Below are 18,078 nucleotides of genomic sequence, written 5' to 3' on the forward strand. Positions count from 1 at the left end.
CCCTTTGATGTGGTTGTTGCTCGCGGCGTCGCGCCGTGGCATCGGCCCATTGTATGGAAAAGCAGCCAAAGGACGAACGAGCGATTACGCATGGCGATATGCCCGGGCGGAATAAGGCCTACGCTGTAGGAACGCGTCACCCGCTTGCCCTGCCCTGGGAGGCTGCCATGCCCGAACAACTGACCAAGCATCCCGACGTCACCCTGCAGGTGCTGCGCAGCGCCGGCGCCCGCTGCGGCGAGGGCGAGACCCAGGCCATTCTGCGCAGTTGTCCGCCGGCGCGCTTTTGCAAGCTGCCCGGCGGCGAGGTCTGCGTGTACGGGCTCGATGGCGCGCCCGCGATGACGCAGTTCACCGCCGCCGACTGGCAGTCGCTCGCCCCCCTGGCTCGCGGCAGCGCCGACGCCGACGCCGCGGGCCCGTGGAGCGGCATGACGGTGGCGATCTTCGTTGCCGGCGTGGCGGCCGGTGCGCTGGCCGCCGCGGTGCTGGGCCGCTGGCGGCGCGGCCGTCGCCGGGGTTAGGAGCGGCCGGCCTCGGTTTTTCGCTGGCATGGTGTTTGCGGCGATTTCCCGGCCATGACACAGTTGCCGACCGCTTCCGACCGCTTCCGCCTGCTGGAGAACGGCGAGGAGTATTTTCCGTGCGTGTTCGACGCCATTGCGCGCGCGCGCCGAAGCGTACTGTTGGAAACTTTTATCCTCTTTGAAGACGAGGTAGGTCACAAATTGCACGCAGCCCTGCTGGCGGCGGCGCGCCGCGGCGTGCGCGTGGCGCTGACGGTGGACGGCTTCGGCTCGCATGACCTGTCGCCGGCCTTCATCACCAGCCTGGTCGATGCAGGCGTGCAGTTCTGCACATTCTCGCCGCGGCCGCGGCTGTTCGGCGTGCGCACGCATATCTTCCGGCGCATGCACCGCAAGCTGATCGCCATCGATGCCGAAGTCGCGTTCGTCGGCGGCCTCAATTTCTCCGCGGAACACCTGTACCAGTTCGGGCCGCTGGCCAAGCAGGACTATGCGGTGGAAATCCGCGGGCCGGTTGCGCGCCAGGTCCACGACTTCCTGGTGCGCGCGATGCCAGGCGCGTGCCCGCCGCCGTCCCTGGCCGGGCCGCAGGCCGGGCGCGAGGAGCGGGATCCGTGCACGCATCCCGCACGCGCTTGCCTGGTCACGCGCGACAACCATCGCCACCGCAACGACATCGAGTTTGCCTACCTGGACGCGATCCGCGCGGCGCGGCGCGAGGTCATCATCGCCAACGCGTACTTCCTGCCGGGCTACCGGCTGCTGCATGCGCTGTGCGAGGCCGCCGCGCGCGGCGTGCGGGTGCGGCTGCTGTTGCAGGGCAAGCCCGACATGCCGTGGGTGGCGCGCGCCGGCGGCCTGCTCTACGCGCAGCTGCAGGACGCCGGGGTGCAGATCCTCGAATACGTCGAGCGGCCGTTCCACGGCAAGGTCGCGGTGGTCGATGACGACTGGGCTACGGTCGGCTCAAGCAACCTCGACCCGCTGAGCCTGTCGCTGAACCTCGAGGCCAATCTCGTGATCCGCGATGAAGCCTTTGCACGCCACCTGCGCAGCCGGCTGGAAGCGCTGATCGGCGCGCGCTGCCGCGCGGTGCCGCCGGGGCTGAAGTCTCCGCGCAACCGCCTCGATGCGCTGGGCGCGACGCTGATGTTCCACTTCCTGCGGCGCTTCCCGTCCTGGGCGGGCTGGCTGCCGGCGCATGCGCCCCGGCTGGTGCAGCCGATGCCGGGCGGGCGGCGCAACGCGCGGCGCGTGGTGGTGTTGCGCGGAGGCGCGGAATGACGGGCGCCGAGGCCCTGACCGCCATCCGCCAGCACGCGCACTGGCCGGCCTGGCGCCGTGCCATCGGCATCCTCTTCATTGCCGCCGTGCTGGCGCTGATCGCGCGCAAGCTGGGCACCATCGACTGGAACGCGGTGCTGGAAGCGCTGCGCGGCTTCAACGCGCGCACACTGCTGCCGGCGGCCGGCTTCGTGGCACTGAGCGGGCTGCTGTACAGCCAGTTCGACGTGCTCGGCTGTCGCTATGCCGGGCACCCGCTGCCGCTGCGCCGGGTGATGGCGATCTCCTATGTCAGCTACACGCTCAGCCTCAACCTGGGCGCCACGCTGGGCGGCGCGGGCGTGCGCTACCGGCTGTACTCGCGCGCGGGACTGAGCGCGCCGCAGATCTGGAGCCTGTTCGTGGTGGTGGTCACGACCAACTGGCTCGGCTATGCGGTGCTGGCGGGCACCATCCTCGCCGGCGAACTGGTGGTGCTGCCGCCGGAGTGGGGCATTCCCGCGGCGCTGACGCGGATGCTCGGCGTGCTGATGCTGGCCATACCGGCCGCCTACCTGGCCGCGTGCGCGCTCTGGCACGGCCGCCACCGTACCGTGCGCGACCACGACATCTACGTGCCCACGGTACGCTTCGCCGCGTTGCAATGCGTGCTGTCGGCCGCTCACTGGATGTCGATGGGGGCGATCCTCTATGCGCTGCTGCATACGCATGCGACCTACTTCACGGTGCTGGGCGTGCTGCTGGCTTCCGGGCTGGCGGGCGTGGTGGTGCGCATCCCGGGCGGCCTCGGGGTGATCGAGACCGTGTTCCTGACGATGCTGGGCGACCAGGTGCCGCACGGGCTGCTGCTCGCGGCGCTGATCGCGTATCGGGCGCTGTATTACCTTATTCCGTTGATGATTGGGGCGGTGAGCTATTTCGTGCTGGAGGCGCGGGGCAAGCGCGGTGACGAGGAAGAGGTGAGGTGATCGGCTAGTGCATGCGCCTACCCTCTCCCCCGGCCCCTCTCCCGCGAGCGGGAGAGGGGAGAAAAACCGCGGGCAGGAGGTCAGGCCGCGGCCAGCGCGCGGTCCAGGTCCTCGATCAGGTCGTCGATATGCTCGATGCCGATCGACAGCCGCACCATGTCTTCACTGACGCCGGCCGCGTGCAGTTCTTCGGCATTGAGCTGGCGGTGCGTGGTCGACGCAGGGTGCGTGGCCAGCGACTTGGCGTCGCCGATATTGACCAGCCGCGTGAACAGCTGCAGCGCATCGAGGAAGCGCGCGCCGCCCTCGCGGCCGCCCTGCTTCAGGCCGAACGACAGGATGCCGGGCCCGCGGCCGCCAAGGTATTGCTGCACCAGCGCGTGGTCGGGGTGGTCCGGCAGGCCGGCAAAATTGACCCACGCCACCTTGGTGTGCTGCTGCAGGTGGCGCGCGATCGCCAGGGCGTTGTCGGTGATCCGGTCCAGCCGCAGCGCCAGCGTCTCGATGCCCTGCAGGATCAGGAACGCGTTGAACGGCGACAGCGCCGCGCCGGTATTGCGCAGCGGCACCACGCGCGCGCGGCCGATATAGGCGGCCGGCCCCAGCGCTTCCGTATAGACCACGCCGTGATACGACACGTCCGGCTCGTTCAGGCGGCGGAAGCGCTCCTTGTGCTGCGCCCACGGGAACTTGCCGCTGTCGACGATGGCGCCGCCGACGCTGTTGCCGTGGCCGCCCAGGTACTTGGTCAGCGAATGCACGACGATATCCGCGCCATGCTCGAATGGCCGGCACAGGTAGGGCGACGGCACCGTGTTGTCGACGATCAGCGGCACGCCGTGGTTGTGCGCCACGCGCGCGATCGCGGCGATATCGACCACGTTGCCTAGCGGGTTGCCCACCGACTCGACGAATACGGCCTTGGTGCGGGCATCGATCAGGTCGCCGAAGCTGGACGGATTGCGGCCGTCGGCAAAGCGCGTCTGGATGCCGGACTGCGGCAGCGTGTGCGCCAGCAGGTTGTAGGTGCCGCCATAGAGCTGGCTGGACGAGACGATGTTGTCGCCGGCCTCGGCAATGGTCTGGATCGCATAGGTGATCGCCGCCATGCCCGACGCCAGCGCCAGCGCGCCCACGCCGCCCTCGAGCGCGGCCAGGCGCTGCTCGAGCACGTCGTTGGTCGGGTTCATGATGCGGCTGTAGATGTTGCCGGCCACCTTCAGGTCGAACAGGTCGGCGCCATGCTGGGCGTTGTCGAAGGCGTACGCCACCGTCTGGTAGATGGGCACGGCCACCGCGCGCGTGGTGGGATCGGGCGAATAGCCGCCGTGGACGGCCAGGGTTTCGAGTCTCATCTTCTTCTCTCTTCTTCTCGCTGTTGGGTGCCGGACCGGCGCGCGGGGGCAGTGCCTGCCCTGGCGCCGGGCATGCCGAGCAGTGCGCCGCACGGGCGCACCAGGCCGTGCGATGGTACCAGCCGCCCCGCGCACGCCCCTGCGGCGTGGCTGCTATGGTTGCCGACGGCGCTCGCGCGAGGCAAGGAAACTTATTGCATTTGGATATGCGCGGTGCCGCAGCGCAGCGCTCATGCCCCGACCGCGAGCGGCGGTTCGAGCTGCTGCCAGCGCAGGTTCTCCGGCCGGCGCAGCCCCAGGTGCTCGCGCAGCGTGGTGCCCGTATAGCGCTCGCGGAACAGCCCGCGCCGGCGCAGCTCCGGCAGCACCAGTTCGATGAAATCATCGAGCCCGCCCGGCAGCCAGGGCGGCATGACATTGAAGCCGTCGGCGGCCTCGCCCTCGAACCACGCCTGCAGCTGGTCGGCGATGGACTGCGGCGTGCCGTGGATCGACCAGTGGCCGCGCGCGGTGGCCACGCGCAGGCACAGCTGGCGGATGGTGAGCCCCTCGCGCCGGGCCAGGCCGGTAACCAGCTGGAAGCGGCTCTTGGCGCCGTTCGGCTCGGCCAGGTTGTCGGGCAACGGGCCGTCCAGCGGATAGCCGCTCAGGTCGATCCCGCCCAGGTGCTGCGACAGCAGGGCCAGCCCCACCGACGGATGGATCAGGTTTTGCAGCGCTTCGAATTTCTCGTGCGCCTCGGCCTCGCTGCGGCCCACCACCGGGAACACGCCGGGCAGGATCTTGAGCTGGTCGGGCGTGCGGCCATAGCGCGCGAGCCGCGCTTTCAGGCCGCGATAGAAGGCCTGCGCATCCGCCAGCGACTGCTGCGCGGTGAAGATGACCTCGGCGGTGCGTGCGGCCAGCTCCTGCCCGGCCTCGGACGAGCCGGCCTGCACGATCACCGGATGGCCCTGCGGCGGGCGCGGGACGTTGAGCGGCCCGCGCACCTGGAAGTGCGCGCCGCGATGGTCCAGCGTGTGCAGCTTGTCCGCATCGAAATGCCGGCCGCTGTCCTTGTCGTACAGGAAGGCATCATCCTCCCAGGTGTCCCACAGCCCGGTGACCACGTCGACGAACTCCTCGGCACGGGCGTAGCGGTCAGCGTGCGCGGGATGACGCTCGAGGCTGAAGTTGCGCGCCTCGGCATCCGACCACGACGTCACCACGTTCCAGCCCGCGCGGCCGCCGCTGAGGTGGTCGAGCGAGGCGAACTTGCGCGCCACATGAAAGGGCTCGTTGTAGGTGGTGGAGACGGTCGCCACCAGGCCGATGCGCTGCGTCACCGCCGCCAGTGCCGACAGCAGCGTCAGCGGCTCGAAGGTGGCGGCGCGCGCGGTGCGCGGCAGGGTGGCATCGTCCATGCCGCGGATGGCAACGCCGTCCGCCAGGAACAGCGCATCGAACCCCGCGGCCTCGGCGCGCTGCGCCAGTGCGATGTAGTGCGCCAGGTTGCGCCCGGCATCGGCCTGCGCGCCGGGATGGCGCCACCCGGCGACATGGTGCCCGGTGGCCTGGAGAAAGGCGCCCAGATGCAACTGGCGCGGCGGCTTTTGCTGTGACATCGATCGTGCTCTCCGGAAGAGACTGGCTGGATCAGGCCGCTTGCCGTTGCGCGGCACCGGCGGACTGGTTGGCCGGCGCCGCGCCCTCGCCGCGCACGCCCGCCTTCACCGCCTTGCTGCGGCGGCCATCCACACCGACCGGAATGTCGCCGGCGACGGTGGCGCGGCGCACCACGCGGTGCGCGTCGCCATAGTCGTTGATGGCGTAGTGCTGGGTGGCGCGGTTGTCCCAGATGGCGACGTCGCCCGCGCGCCAGCGCCAGCGCACGGTGTTCTCCAGCCGGTGCACATGGCCCTGCAGCACGGCAATCAGGTGCGCCGAATCGGCCGACGCGTAGTCCAGCAGCTTCTTGACGAAGTGCCCCAGGACCAGCGTGCGCTCACCGGTTTCCGGGTGCACGCGCACCACCGGGTGTTCGGTCTCGTAGAGCGCCGAGGTGAAGACTTCGCGGTAGCGCTTCAGCCCTTCGTCGCTCGGATTGACGCGCGTGGCCGCGTAGTCGTAGTCGTTGGTATGCAGCGCCCACAGCTTGTCGGCCAGTTCGCGCAGCGGCTCGGGCAGGTCCTGGTAAGCGGCGGCGGTGTTGGCCCACACCGTGTCGCCGCCGGCGGCGGGAACGGTCACGGCGCGCAGCACCGAGACCGCGGGATAGGCCAGGTCGAAGGTCACGTCGGTATGCCAGGAGTTGGCGCGGCCGCCGTGCTGCGAGTCCAACTCAAGCAGCTGCGTGCCGTCGCGCGAAGGCACGGTCGGGTGCGGCACGGTGTCGCCGAACAGGCGCGCAAAGCCCTGCTGTGCGGCATCGTCCAGATGCACCTGGTCGCGGAAGAACAGCACCTTGTGCCTGAGCAAGGCTGCGCGGATGGCGGCGAAGGTGGCGGGCGGCAGGTCGCCGTGCAGCGCGACACCGCGGATCTCGGCGCCGATGCGGCCGGCAACCGGGTGGATGTCGAGCTGGACGGGCTGGTCTTGCGTGGCGTTGGCTTGGGTCATCACGAAGCTCCGGGGAGAGGGTTGGGTCAGGCGAGTTCAGGTTCAGGAGCCCGCTGCACGACGGGCTCCTGCCCCGCGAATTCGCGCAGCACGGCATCGCGCGCCCGCGCGAAGGGAAGTCCGGCGCGTTCGCGCGGATGCGGCAAGTCCACCGGCAGGATGCGGCGGATGCGGCCGGGCCGGGGTTCCATCACCACCACGCGGTCGCCCAGGAAGACGGCTTCCTCGACGTCGTGGGTGACCAGGATCATGGTGATGCCCTCGGCCTGCCAGATGCGCTGCAGCTCCTGCTGCAGGTAGGCACGCGTCATCGCGTCGAGCGCGCCGAAGGGCTCGTCGAGCAGCAGGATCTCCGGCCGCGTCACCAGTGCCCGCGCAATCGCCACGCGCTGCGACATGCCGCCAGAGAGCTGGTGCGGATAGGCCTGCTCGAAGCCGCGCAGGCCAACCAGCGCGATATGCTGGGCAACGTTGCGGTCTTTCTCCGCGTCGCTGCCCGGCGTGTTGAGCAGCGCCAGCCGGATGTTCTGTTCCACCGTCAGCCAAGGGAACAGGCGATGCTCCTGGAACACGATGCCGCGCTGCAGGCTGGTGCCCGATACGCGCTTGCCGTCCAGCAGGATCTCGCCGCGGAAATCCTGTTCCAGCCCCACCACCAGCCGCAGCAGGGTAGACTTGCCGCAGCCGCTGGCGCCGACGATGCTGACGAACTCGCCCGGGGCGATGGTCAGCGTGATGTCCTCGAGCACGGGCAGCGCCCGGCCCTCGACTTCGTACTGCTTGTGCAGGTGCGCGATGCTTAGCGTGCCGGCATGTGGCATTTTTTCTCTCCGTTCAGTAAGGGGCAGCGCGGCTCAGCCCGCGGCCACAGAGCGCCCGCGCCAGGCGAGCAGGCGGGATTCGATGCGGCTGGCGATCCAGTTCAGCGTGAAGCCGACCAGGCCGACCACGATCACGCCGAAGATCACCAGGTCCATCCAGAAGTTTTCGCGGCCGTCGGTCATGGTGTTGCCGATGCCCTTGCCGGATACCAGCAGGTACTCCGCGCCGAGCGTCGCCAGCCACGCATAGATCAGCCCCAGGTGGATGCCGGCGAAGATCGACGGGGCCGCCGACGGCAGCACCACGCGCCAAAGCACCTGGGTGCGGCTGAAGCGCAGGACACGCGCCACCTCGATCAGGTCGGCCGGCACGGCGCGGATGCCTTCGAAGGTGTTCAGCACCACCGGGAAGAATGCGGCCAGCGACAGGAACACCACCTTGGCGGCATCGCCCAGCCCGAACCAGACCGAGATCAGCGGGATCCATGCAAACAGCGAGATCTGCTTGACCGTGTGAAAGCTCGGGCCGACCAGGCGTTCGAACAGGCGCGACAGGCCCAGCGCCGTGCCGAACACCAGCCCGGCGCTGGCGCCGATGGCAAAGCCGGCCAGGTCGCGCCACAGGCTGGCGGCCAATGCCGTGGCCAGCGCGCCGCTCTGCAGCTGGCGCACCGCTGTGTCCCAGACGCTGGAGACTGGCACCAGCAGCGGCGAAGTGGTCCAGCCAAAGCGCACGGCGGCCCACCACAGCGCGAGCAACGCGAGCGGCAGCACCCAGCCGCGCAGGGCGCGGGGCAGGCGGATACGGGGGCGGATTACAGAAGTGGTCATCGCGGCCTCGCCTCAGAAGCCCGGCTTGCGCCAGCGCAGCACCGCGCCTTCGGCCAGCGCCAGCGTCTTGTCCAGCGCAAAGCCCACCACGCCCACCACCACCACGGCGGCCAGCACCATGTCGAGCTGGAACAGCTGGCGCCCGTAGACGATCATGTAGCCCAGCCCCTCGGACGAGGCCAGCAGCTCCACCACCACCAGCGCGAGCCACGCGTGCGTCAGGCCGTAGCGCACGCCGTTCCACACCGGCGCGGCCGCGGCGGGCAGCACCACGCGCGACAGCGTCTGCCAGCGCGTGAGCTGCAGCACCCGCGCCACTTCCAGGTAGCGCGTCGGCACGCTGCCGATGCCCTTGTACGTGTTCAGCGCCACCGGCACGAAGGCGGCCTTGGCGATCAGGATCACCTTGAGCGCTTCGTCGATGCCGACCAGCAGCATCAGCAGCGGCAGCCAGCCCAGCACCGGCACCTGGCTGAAGGCCTTGAAGGTCGGGTAGACGTAGTCGCGCAACGTCGGCGACAGGCCCATGGCCGCGCCCAGTGCCAGCCCGCCGGCCAGCCCCACGGCAAAGCCGCCGGCCACGCGCAGCGCGCTGATGGCCAGGTTGGCCTGCAGTTCACCGCTTTGCCAGAGGTCGGCCAGCGTGCGTGCTACGTCTTCGGGTGCGGGCAGCACCTGCGGCGGAATCCAGGCATTGCGCGCGGCCACGTACCAGACCAGCAGCAGCGCCAGCGGCACCGGCCAGGCCAGCAGCCAGCGGGTGGCATCCTGCCAGCGCAGCGGCTTGCGCGGCGCAGCCACGCGTGGCGCCGCGGTGGCGGGCAGTGAAAGCGAATCGGCGACGGACATGATGTCAGGCTCCCAGGATCTTGCCGTTGGGTTGGTAGACGGGCCAGTAGCTCTGCAGGCTCAGGTCGTTGAGCGCAGCCTTCAGGAAGCGCTGGTCGATCCACTGGTCCACGTCAAAGCGCGCACGGCTCAGCTTGAAGCGATAGGCCTGCTCGACCGCGTCCTTGTAGCGGCTGACCAGGAAGGGGTCGAAATTCGGGTTCAGCCGCACTCGCAGCGGCTCGCCGTCGAAGTCTTCCTTCCAGTGGTCATAAGGCGTGCCCGCACGCGCCCAGGTGCGCAGCACCTCCTCGCGATGGCTCTCGTCCGAGGCCCACCGCGCCGCCTCGACCGCGGCCTTCACCAGGTGCTGCGTGGCCTCCGGATAGCGCCCGGCGAATTCGTCGCTCACCAGTACGTGGCTTTGCCGTGTGTAGATCGGCGACTGGTTCTTGCTGGAGTAAAGGATGCGCACCGCGCCCTTGTCGCGCAGGCGCAGGATGTCCATGGCGCCGATGGCGGCGTCGATGTCGCGCGTGGACAGTGCCGCCAGGTAGCCGGCCGTGTCCAGGTTCAGCAGGCGCAGGTCCTTGTCCGACAGCCCGTTCGCTTCCAGCAGCCGCAGCGCGGGCAGATGCATGTTGGTGCCCTTGAACAGCGACACGCGCTTGCCGCGCAGGTCGCTGACCGTCTTCAGCGGCGAATCGGGTGGCACCCCCACGTAGATGTTGGCGCGCACGCCGGTAGCCAGCACCAGCCGCGTCTTCAGTCCGGCGGAGCGCGCCACGATGGACGGCAGGTCGCCCTGCAGCGCAAAGTCGAGCTGGCGGTTGGCCAGCGCCTCGTTGACGGCGGGGCCGGCGCCCTTGAAGAAGAACCACTCCACGCGCGTGCCGGTCGGCTTGAACGACTCCTCCAGCCAGCCGCGCGCATGGGCAATCGCCAGCGAGCTGCCGGCAAAGCTGGGCGGGGTGCCGGTGGCGGGCTGGGCCACGCCGACGCGGATCACGTCGGGACGCGCGGCCGGGCTGGCGCTGAACGCGGACAGCGGCGACAGCGAAGCCGCCATGCCCAGTCCGGACCAGGCCGCGCAGCGCAGCAGCTCGCGGCGGGTCAGCGTGGGTGCAGCGGTGGCATCGGGGCGCGGGGTCGTCATGATGCAGACCTTCTTGAAGTTGAGGACGGCTCCACGATAAGCGGCGCTGCGCGCGGACCTGAACGAATGATTCCGGCTTTGGTTATCGGCACCGCGCATATGGCGCGCAGCGCGGCGTTGGCATATCGGCATGCATTCTTCTTCGTTGGCCGAGCGCCGGTGCTGTCCTACAGTCTGCGCATTTTGATCGTTACCAGACTGGCCACGTCCTCACGATGAGCAATGACCTGACTTCCGGCCGCCGGCGCTTCCTGCAGCGCGGGGCGGTGCTGGGCGCCGCCGCGGCGGGCGCCGCCACCGCGGCGCGCGCTGAACCCCTGACGGTTGCGCCGTGGACGCGCGCGCCGGGCGAGCCCGTGCTGTGGCATGCCTACGGCCAGCCGTCCCCGTTCGAGAAAGACGTGGTGCGGCGCAGCCGCAGCGCGGCGCCGCTGCCTGGCGCCAACTCGTCGATGACGCCGCTGCAGGACCTGCGCGGCATCATCACGCCGACCGGGCTGGTGTTCGAGCGCCATCACGCCGGCATCCCGCTGATCGACCCGGCGCAGCACCGGCTGGCGGTGCACGGGCTGGTGGCGCGCCCGCGCATCTTCACCATGGACGACCTGGTGCGCCTGCCGTCGGTGTCGCGCATCCATTTCCTGGAGTGCTCGGGCAACACCGGACGCGAGTGGAAGGCGCCCGGTGCGAAGTCGGTGCAGATCAGCCATGGCCTGCTGTCTTGCTGTGAGTGGACCGGCGTGCCGTTGTCCGTGGTGCTGGACGAAGCCGGCGTGGCGCCCGATGCGGCCTGGGTGCTGGCCGAGGGCGCCGATGGCGCAGCCATGACGCGCAGCGTGCCGCTGGCCAAGGCACTGGAAGACGCGCTGCTGGTCTATGCGCAGAACGGCGAAATGCTGCGCCCGGAGCATGGCTATCCGCTGCGGCTGTTCCTGCCGGGCTATGAGGGCAACATGTCCATCAAGTGGCTGCGGCGCCTGAAGCTGGGCCGCGCACCGTTCATGTCGCGCGAAGAGACTTCGAAATACACGGATTCCCTGCCCGACGGCAGCGCGCGGCAGTTCACCTTCCTGATGGATGTGAAGTCCGTGATCACCTTCCCCGCGCCGGACCACAGGCTGCGCGAACGTGGCTTCTACGAGATCTCGGGCCTGGCGTGGTCGGGCCACGGGCGGATCCGCCGCGTCGAGGTGTCGGTCGATGGCGGCCGCAGCTGGCGCGAGGCGCAGCTGCAGGAGCCGGTGCTGGACCGCGCGCTGGTGCGCTTCCGCCTGCCGTGGCGCTGGGACGGCGCCCCGGCTGCGCTGGAGAGCCGCGCCATCGATGAAGCCGGCAATGTCCAGCCCACGCCGGACCAGCTGGTGGCCGCGCGCGGCGTGGCTTCCACCTATCACTACAACGCGATCCAGCGCTGGCGCGTGGCCGCGGACGGGAGCATTGCCAATGCGCGCGCTTGAACGAATCAGTGGTGCCGCCGCCGTGCTGGCACTGGCTTGCGCTGCCCAAACGGTCCTTGCGCAGACCTACGGCATAGGCCGCGCCGCCAGCGAGCGCGACCTTGCCGCGTGGAATATCGACGTGACCCCGGACGGCACGGGCCTGCCGCCAGGCAGCGGCACGGTCGCGCGGGGCCAGCAGGTCTATGCGCAGCACTGTGCCGCATGTCACGGCGTCAATGGCGAAGGCAAGCCGGCCGATGCGCTGGTGGGCGGGCAGGGTACGCTGAAGGACGCCGCCAGCGGCAAGAACCCCGTCAAGACCATCGGCAGCTTCTGGCCCTACGCCACCACGGTATTCGACTTCATCAACCGCGCCATGCCCTACAACGCGCCGCAGAGCCTGGCGCCGGACGAGGTCTATGCGGTGACCGCGTGGCTGCTGCACAAGAACGGCATCCTGCCCGCAGATGCGGTGCTGGACGCGCGCACGCTGCCGCAGGTGAAGATGCCGAACCGCGACGGCTTTGTCGCCGACGCGCGCCCGGATACGGCCAACGTGCCATGCCGCAGCGGCTGCCCCGGCAAGCCCTGAGGGCCCGCCAATGTCGAGACATGGATATGCGATAAGCGGATAAGGGCCAGCGATATGATTCGTTGACCGTGCAGTGGCCGGCTCTCTACAGTGCAAGCTTGTACGCGGCATCCCGGATGCCGCATCGGCTTCCCCCGTATGCCAGAGCTTGCCATGACGACCGCAACCGCCCACGCCAGTGTTTCGCGCCAGAAGAGCGCGCCGCATTCCACCGCATCTTCCGCAGACGCAGGCAACTTTGAGATCCGCCCGCTGGACGCGCCGCTGGGCGCGGAAGTGATCGGGCTCGACTTGTCGCAGCCGCTGTCCGACGCGGATTTTGCCCGCATCCATCGCGCCCACCTCGACCACCACGTGGTGGTGTTCCGCGACCAGCAGATCACGCCCGCGCAGCAGATTGCCTTCAGCCGCCGCTTCGGCCCGCTGCAGATCCACGTGCTGCACCAGTTCCAGCTGCCTGGCCATCCGGAAGTGCTGGTGGTCTCCAACGTGGTCGAGAACGGCAAGCCGATCGGGCTCGGCGATGCCGGCCACTTCTGGCATTCGGACCTGTCGTACAAGGAAAAGCCCAGCCTTGGTTCGCTGCTGCATGCGCGCGAGCTGCCCGCCGAGGGAGGCGACACGCTGTTCGCCAACATGCACCTGGCCTGGGACACGCTGCCGGCGGCGCTGCAAAGCGCCGTCGATGGCCTGCAGGCCGAGCACACCTACCTGGCGCGCTATGCCGAGCTGCAGCAGCGCAGCCCGTGGCGGCCCAACCTGACGCCGGAGCAGATTGCGCAGGTCAGGCCGGTGCTGCAGCCGGTGGTGCGCACCCATCCGGAAACGGGGCGCAAGGCGCTGTTCGTCAGCGAGCACTTCACCACCCGCATCGTCGGCCTGCCCGAAGATGAAAGCCGCGATCTGCTGGACCAGTTGTTCGCGCACAGCGTCAAGCCCGCTCACATCTACCGCCACCAGTGGCAGCCGCACGACCTGGTGTTCTGGGACAACCGCTCGCTGCTGCATCTTGCCGCGGGCTGTCCGCCGGAGCTGCGGCGCGTGATGTACCGCACCACCATCGAAGGCGACGTGCCGCGCTGAAGGCGGCAGCGGTTTCGCAAGTCATCCCAGGGCGCTCGCAGTGGCGAGCGCCAATCCACCGTATCCTCCGGAGTCCTGATCATGTTTTCTCGTCTTTCCCGCAAGCTCGGCCTGCTGGCGCTGAGCGCCGGCCTGGCCATCACCGGCAGCGCGCACGCCGAAGGCAAGCTGCGCATCGCTGAACAGTTCGGCGTGGTCTACCTGCTGCTCAATGTCGCGCGCGACCAGCAGCTGATCGAGAAGCACGGCAAGCAGCAGGGTGTCGACATCAAGGTCGAATGGACCCAGCTGTCGGGCGGCGCCGCGGTCAACGACGCGCTGCTGTCCGGCGCCATCGATATCGCTGGCGCCGGCGTGGGCCCGCTGCTGACGCTGTGGGACCGCACCCACGGCAAGCAGAACGTGCGCGGCGTGGCGTCGCTGGGCAACTTCCCGTACTACCTGGTCAGCAACAACCCCAAGGTGAAGTCGATTGCCGATTTCACCGAGAAGGACCGCATCGCGCTGCCGGCGGTGGGCGTATCGGTGCAGTCGCGCGTGCTGCAACTGGCTGCGGCAAAGCAGTGGGGCGACAAGGAATACAACCGACTCGACAAATGGACCGTGGCGGTGCCGCATCCGGATGCCGCCGCAGCCATCATCTCCGGCGGCACCGAGATCACCGGCCACTTCGGCAATCCGCCGTTCCAGGAGCAGGAACTGGTGGGCAACCCCAACGCGCGCATCGTGCTGAATTCGTATGACGTGCTCGGCGGTCCGAGTTCTTCCACGGTGCTGTACGCGACCGAGAAGTTCCGCAGCGACAACCCCAAGACCTATCGCGCCTTCGTCGATGCGCTGGCCGAGGCCGCGGCCTTTGCCACTGCCAATCCGGAAGCGGCCGCCGATATCTACCTGCGCCAGAGCAAGGCCAAGACCGACCGCGCGCTGCTGCTGCGCGTGCTGAAGAACCCGCAGGTGCAGTTCCGCGTGGCGCCGCAGAACACCTTTGCGCTGGCCTCGTTCATGCATCGCGTCGGCGCGATCCGCAACCAGCCGAAGTCCTGGCAGGACTATTTCTTCGCGGATCCGGTGACCGCGCAAGGGAGCTGAGCATGGCCACCCACAGCCTGCGCGTGGTTTCGGACCGGCCCGCGCCCCTGCTTCAGGTGGACGGGGTGTCGCTGGAATACCGCACGCCCGAGCGAATCGTGCGCGCCACCCATCGCGTCAGCTTCGACGTGCATGCCGGCGACCGCTTCGTGCTGCTGGGCCCGTCCGGCTGCGGCAAGTCCACGCTGCTGAAGGCGGTTGCCGGATTCGTTCCGCCCAGCGAAGGCGAGATCCGGCTCGAAGGCCGGCGTGTGCTGCAGCCCGGCCCGGACCGCATCGTGGTGTTCCAGGAGTTCGACCAGCTGCCGCCGTGGAAGACGGTGGTGCAGAACGTGATGTTCCCGCTGCGGCAGGCGCGCAGGTTGTCGCGGGCGGAGGCGCGCGAGCTGGCGCTGGACAGCCTGCACAAGGTCGGGCTGGCCGATTTTGCCGAGGCCTACCCGCATACGCTGTCGGGCGGCATGAAGCAGCGCGTGGCGATCGCGCGCGCGCTGGCCATGCGCCCCAAGGTGCTGCTGATGGACGAACCCTTTGCCGCGCTGGACGCATTGACGCGCCGGCGCATGCAGGAAGAACTGCTGGCGCTGTGCGACGACGCCGCGCTCACGCTGCTGTTCGTCACGCATTCGATCGAAGAGGCGCTGGTGGTGGGCAGCCGCATCCTGCTGCTGTCGCCGCACCCGGGCCGCGTGCGCGCGGAGCTCAACAGCCACCAGTTCAGCCTGGCGAGCCAGGGCGGCGCCGAATTCCAGGCCGCGGCGCAGCGCATCCACGGCCTGCTGTTCGACGCGCCCGCCACCATCGACCCGCCGCCGGCGCGCAGCGCGGCGGCACGCTGAAACCGACATCGCATCATGACGCAAACGACGCTGACCCTGGCCGACCCGCTGCGGCCCGAATACGAGCGCGAGCCCGAGCCGTTCACCGAGGCCCCGCTGGCGCGCGCGTTGCCGTGGCACCAGCGCGCGTGGCAGCAGGACTGGCTGCGCAAGGCGCTGATCCTGCTGGCGCTGGGACTGATCTGGGAAGCCGTGGCGCGCATCCAGGACAACGACCTGCTGCTGCCCTCGTGCCTGGCCACGCTGCGCGCCTTTGGCGCGGCGGTGGCCAGCGGCGAGCTGCCGGGCAAGGCGGCGATCTCCCTTTCGGTGCTGCTGCGCGGCTATGCCGCCGGCATCGTGCTGGCGTTCGTGCTGACCTCGCTGGCGGTATCGACGCGCCTCGGGCGCGACCTGCTGGACACGCTTACCGCGATGTTCAACCCGCTGCCGGCGATTGCGCTGTTGCCGCTGGCGCTGCTGTGGTTCGGGCTTGGCACCGGCAGCCTGGTGTTCGTGCTGATCCATTCGGTGCTGTGGCCACTGGCGCTGAACATGTACGCGGGCTTTCGCGCGGTGCCGCCGACGTTGCGCATGGCGGGGCGCAACTACGGCCTGCGCGGGCTGCGCTATGTCGCGCTGGTGCTGGTGCCGGCGGCGCTGCCCGCGATCCTGTCCGGCCTGAAGATCGGCTGGGCCTTCGCCTGGCGCACGCTGATCGCCGCCGAACTGGTGTTCGGTGCGTCGTCGGGGCAGGGCGGGCTGGGCTGGTTCATCTTCCAGAACCGCAACGAGCTCTATACCGACCGCGTGTTCGCCGGGCTGGCCGCGGTGATCCTGATCGGATTGCTGGTCGAGGGGCTGGTGTTCACCACGCTGGAGCGGCTGACGGTGCGCCGCTGGGGCATGCAGCATTAGCCTTGCCCGATGCCGCGCGGGCGCGTAGGCTACGGCTCCGGTAACGAACCGGAGCCTGCCCATGACCGCCATCCACCAGGCCGCCGCCCAGGGATTCGCCAGCCAGGCCGAAACCTACGCGCGCGGCCGACCCGAATACCCCGCCGAGACCGACGCCTGGCTGCGCGGCGCGCTTGGCTTGCATGCCGGCCGAGTCGTGCTCGACCTCGGCGCGGGCACCGGCAAGTTCACGCGCCGGCTGGTGCAGACTGGCGCCGCGGTGATCGCGGTGGAGCCGGTGGCGCAGATGCGCGCGCAGCTGGCAGCCGCGGTGGCGCCGGTGCAAGCCCTGGAGGGCAGAGCCGAGGCGATCCCGCTGGCAGACGCTAGCGTCGACGCCGTGGTCTGCGCGCAGGCGTTCCACTGGTTTGCCAACGCGCGCGCGCTGGCGGAGATTCGCCGCGTGCTGCGCCCCGGCGGCCGGCTCGGGCTGGTATGGAACGTCCGGGATGAAAGCGTGGACTGGGTGGCGCAGCTGACCGCCATCATGACGCCGTATGAAGGCGACGCCCCGCGCTTCCACAAGGGCGACTGGAAGCGGCTGTTTCCCGCCGAGGGCTTCGGGCCGCTGGCGCTGCAGAGCCTGCCCTACGCGCATGCGGGGCCGCCACGGCAGGTGATCGTGGATCGCGTCATGTCGGTCAGCTTCATTGCGTCGCTGCCCGAACCGGAGCAGGCACGCGTGCGCGCGCGCCTGCACGCCCTCATCGACCAGCATCCGGCGCTGTCGGACCGCGCCGAGATCGCCTTCCCGTACCGCACCGAGGCCTATCACTGCGAACGGCTCGCCTGAGCCTACATGGTCGCCTGCCTTACCCAGAATGCCGCGCCGACGCGTACCGCGCAGCGCTCGCGCTGGCGCTCCGCTTCGGCACGGCGCCGCGCGCGGGTGCTGGCCTGGATCTGCTCCCAGATCTCGAGCATGGCGCAGATCTTGGGCAAGGCATTGAATCCGGCCGCGGTGGGCAGCCAGGCGGCGCCGCACGGCTGGAACAGCGGCATCCCGAGCGCGGTCTCGAGCTGGCGCAGCTGGTAATGGAGCCGTTGCGACTGGATCCCGAGCGCCTGCGCGGCGCGGCCGGCGTCGCGATGCTGCATCAGCGCGACAAAGACACGCAGGGAGAGGAACGAGACGCGCCGGTTGATGAGTCGGTAAGCCATGCCCATGTCATGGCCGGGGGGCGGTTTCGCGCTCGCGCGCTGCTACGGGTCCCCGGCGGATCGAAGTGGATCGATCGTAGCGGGGCGGCGCGGGGCAGGTGGGCAGCCGGATTCAGAAATGCAGTGCGGAATCTTCCGGCGAGGCGTGCGGCAGCGACGCAGTCAGTGCATCGGCAGCTGGCCGATCGCGGTCAGTGCCAGCACCACATCGGGCGACAGGCGGCGTTCGCTGCACGGCACGCCGGCGGTTTCGAGCGTGGTCCACAGGTCGGCGTCGCCGGTGACGATGCGTAGCCGCAGCTGGGCCAGGTATGCATATTCCGCGGGGGTCAGCGGCCGCGGGGCGCTGCGCAGGTCGTCCAGGATGGCACCAAGCGAGAGTGCGGGAACGGTCATACCAAGGTCGGGAATAGCACGGCGATGAGACATTGCGGCGGAAACAGCAGGATGGTGCGGAGTTGAGCAACGCATGATTCTATCCATCCGCTGTAGCGGCCGCTAAAGCAAAAGCCGGGGCAATTTACCCCGCTGATTTCGCTTGCAAAGCCAGGAGTGGCGAATAGGCTAA

Annotated in this window: 19 protein-coding genes; 10 read left to right on the plus strand and 9 right to left on the minus strand. The window is 69.3% G+C overall.

What is annotated here, in order from left to right; all coding sequences use genetic code 11:
* Positions 1-167: 167 nt before the first annotated feature.
* From CBM2588_RS21555 to CBM2588_RS21565, 3 genes are read left to right on the plus strand one after another with little or no spacing between them, the layout of a single operon-like run.
* Positions 168-524, plus strand: a complete 357-nt coding sequence (locus CBM2588_RS21555; RefSeq protein ID WP_115682402.1) for a hypothetical protein — start codon at positions 168-170, stop codon at positions 522-524.
* A gap of 54 nt (positions 525-578) precedes the next feature.
* Positions 579-1,811 (plus strand): cardiolipin synthase ClsB, encoded by a 1,233-nt coding sequence (clsB, locus tag CBM2588_RS21560; protein ID WP_115682403.1) that lies wholly within the window; start codon positions 579-581, stop codon positions 1,809-1,811.
* Positions 1,808-2,779, plus strand: a complete 972-nt coding sequence (locus CBM2588_RS21565) for a lysylphosphatidylglycerol synthase domain-containing protein (RefSeq protein ID WP_115682404.1) — start codon at positions 1,808-1,810, stop codon at positions 2,777-2,779. Before clsB ends, CBM2588_RS21565 begins: the two co-directional genes overlap by 4 nt.
* Positions 2,780-2,859: 80 nt before the next feature.
* On the opposite strand, the gene CBM2588_RS21570 is transcribed toward CBM2588_RS21565, so the two are convergent.
* The 7 genes from CBM2588_RS21570 to CBM2588_RS21600 form a co-directional block, all read right to left on the minus strand.
* A complete protein-coding gene (locus CBM2588_RS21570) occupies positions 2,860-4,134 on the minus strand; it encodes an O-acetylhomoserine aminocarboxypropyltransferase/cysteine synthase family protein (protein ID WP_115682405.1) in 1,275 nt (424 codons plus the stop codon).
* 230 nt (positions 4,135-4,364) lie between these two features.
* A complete protein-coding gene (locus CBM2588_RS21575) occupies positions 4,365-5,738 on the minus strand; it encodes an LLM class flavin-dependent oxidoreductase (protein ID WP_115682406.1) in 1,374 nt (457 codons plus the stop codon).
* Between the two features lie 31 nt (positions 5,739-5,769).
* Entirely contained in the window at positions 5,770-6,732 is a 963-nt protein-coding gene (locus CBM2588_RS21580) for a TauD/TfdA dioxygenase family protein (RefSeq protein ID WP_025584257.1), read from the minus strand.
* Positions 6,733-6,758: 26 nt separating this feature from the next.
* Positions 6,759-7,553: an ABC transporter ATP-binding protein gene (locus tag CBM2588_RS21585; RefSeq protein WP_115682407.1), complete on the minus strand. Its 795-nt coding sequence runs from the start codon at positions 7,551-7,553 to the stop codon at positions 6,759-6,761.
* Between the two features lie 33 nt (positions 7,554-7,586).
* Positions 7,587-8,384: an ABC transporter permease gene (locus CBM2588_RS21590; protein ID WP_115682408.1), complete on the minus strand. Its 798-nt coding sequence runs from the start codon at positions 8,382-8,384 to the stop codon at positions 7,587-7,589.
* 12 nt (positions 8,385-8,396) lie between these two features.
* Positions 8,397-9,233 (minus strand): ABC transporter permease, encoded by an 837-nt coding sequence (locus CBM2588_RS21595; RefSeq protein ID WP_115682409.1) that lies wholly within the window; start codon positions 9,231-9,233, stop codon positions 8,397-8,399.
* Positions 9,234-9,237: 4 nt separating this feature from the next.
* On the minus strand, positions 9,238-10,368 hold the full coding sequence (locus CBM2588_RS21600; RefSeq protein ID WP_111516707.1) for an ABC transporter substrate-binding protein: 1,131 nt from the start codon (positions 10,366-10,368) through the stop codon (positions 9,238-9,240).
* 215 nt (positions 10,369-10,583) lie between these two features.
* On the opposite strand from CBM2588_RS21600, the gene soxC reads away from it, so the two are divergent.
* The 7 genes from soxC (at position 10,584) to CBM2588_RS21635 (ending at position 17,142) form a co-directional block, all read left to right on the plus strand.
* On the plus strand, positions 10,584-11,825 hold the full coding sequence (soxC, locus tag CBM2588_RS21605) for a sulfite dehydrogenase (RefSeq protein ID WP_115682410.1): 1,242 nt from the start codon (positions 10,584-10,586) through the stop codon (positions 11,823-11,825).
* A complete protein-coding gene (locus CBM2588_RS21610; protein ID WP_025584263.1) occupies positions 11,812-12,399 on the plus strand; it encodes a c-type cytochrome in 588 nt (195 codons plus the stop codon). The genes soxC and CBM2588_RS21610 overlap by 14 nt, the downstream gene beginning before the upstream one ends.
* A gap of 153 nt (positions 12,400-12,552) precedes the next feature.
* Entirely contained in the window at positions 12,553-13,482 is a 930-nt protein-coding gene (locus tag CBM2588_RS21615; RefSeq protein ID WP_172583650.1) for a TauD/TfdA dioxygenase family protein, read from the plus strand.
* An 81-nt stretch (positions 13,483-13,563) separates the two neighbouring features.
* The gene (locus CBM2588_RS21620) at positions 13,564-14,574 is read left to right on the plus strand and encodes an ABC transporter substrate-binding protein (protein ID WP_115682412.1); all 1,011 of its coding nucleotides are present in this window, start codon (positions 13,564-13,566) and stop codon (positions 14,572-14,574) included.
* A 2-nt stretch (positions 14,575-14,576) separates the two neighbouring features.
* The gene (locus tag CBM2588_RS21625; RefSeq protein WP_115682413.1) at positions 14,577-15,413 is read left to right on the plus strand and encodes an ABC transporter ATP-binding protein; all 837 of its coding nucleotides are present in this window, start codon (positions 14,577-14,579) and stop codon (positions 15,411-15,413) included.
* A gap of 15 nt (positions 15,414-15,428) precedes the next feature.
* Complete coding sequence (locus tag CBM2588_RS21630) at positions 15,429-16,310, plus strand: ABC transporter permease (RefSeq protein WP_115682414.1); 882 nt, start codon at positions 15,429-15,431, stop codon at positions 16,308-16,310.
* A gap of 61 nt (positions 16,311-16,371) precedes the next feature.
* Positions 16,372-17,142, plus strand: a complete 771-nt coding sequence (locus CBM2588_RS21635; protein ID WP_115682415.1) for a class I SAM-dependent methyltransferase — start codon at positions 16,372-16,374, stop codon at positions 17,140-17,142.
* A gap of 2 nt (positions 17,143-17,144) precedes the next feature.
* Here the strand turns inward: CBM2588_RS21635 and CBM2588_RS21640 are convergent, their stop codons facing one another.
* Together CBM2588_RS21640 and CBM2588_RS21645 are read right to left on the minus strand one after the other, a co-directional pair.
* A complete protein-coding gene (locus CBM2588_RS21640) occupies positions 17,145-17,510 on the minus strand; it encodes a helix-turn-helix domain-containing protein (protein WP_115683683.1) in 366 nt (121 codons plus the stop codon).
* A 162-nt stretch (positions 17,511-17,672) separates the two neighbouring features.
* Complete coding sequence (locus CBM2588_RS21645; protein WP_231942229.1) at positions 17,673-17,906, minus strand: IclR family transcriptional regulator; 234 nt, start codon at positions 17,904-17,906, stop codon at positions 17,673-17,675.
* Between the last annotated feature and the right edge of the window lie 172 nt (positions 17,907-18,078).

This window comes from Cupriavidus taiwanensis, from assembly GCF_900250075.1.
In the GTDB taxonomy this organism is placed as follows: Bacteria; Pseudomonadota; Gammaproteobacteria; order Burkholderiales; family Burkholderiaceae; genus Cupriavidus; species Cupriavidus taiwanensis_C.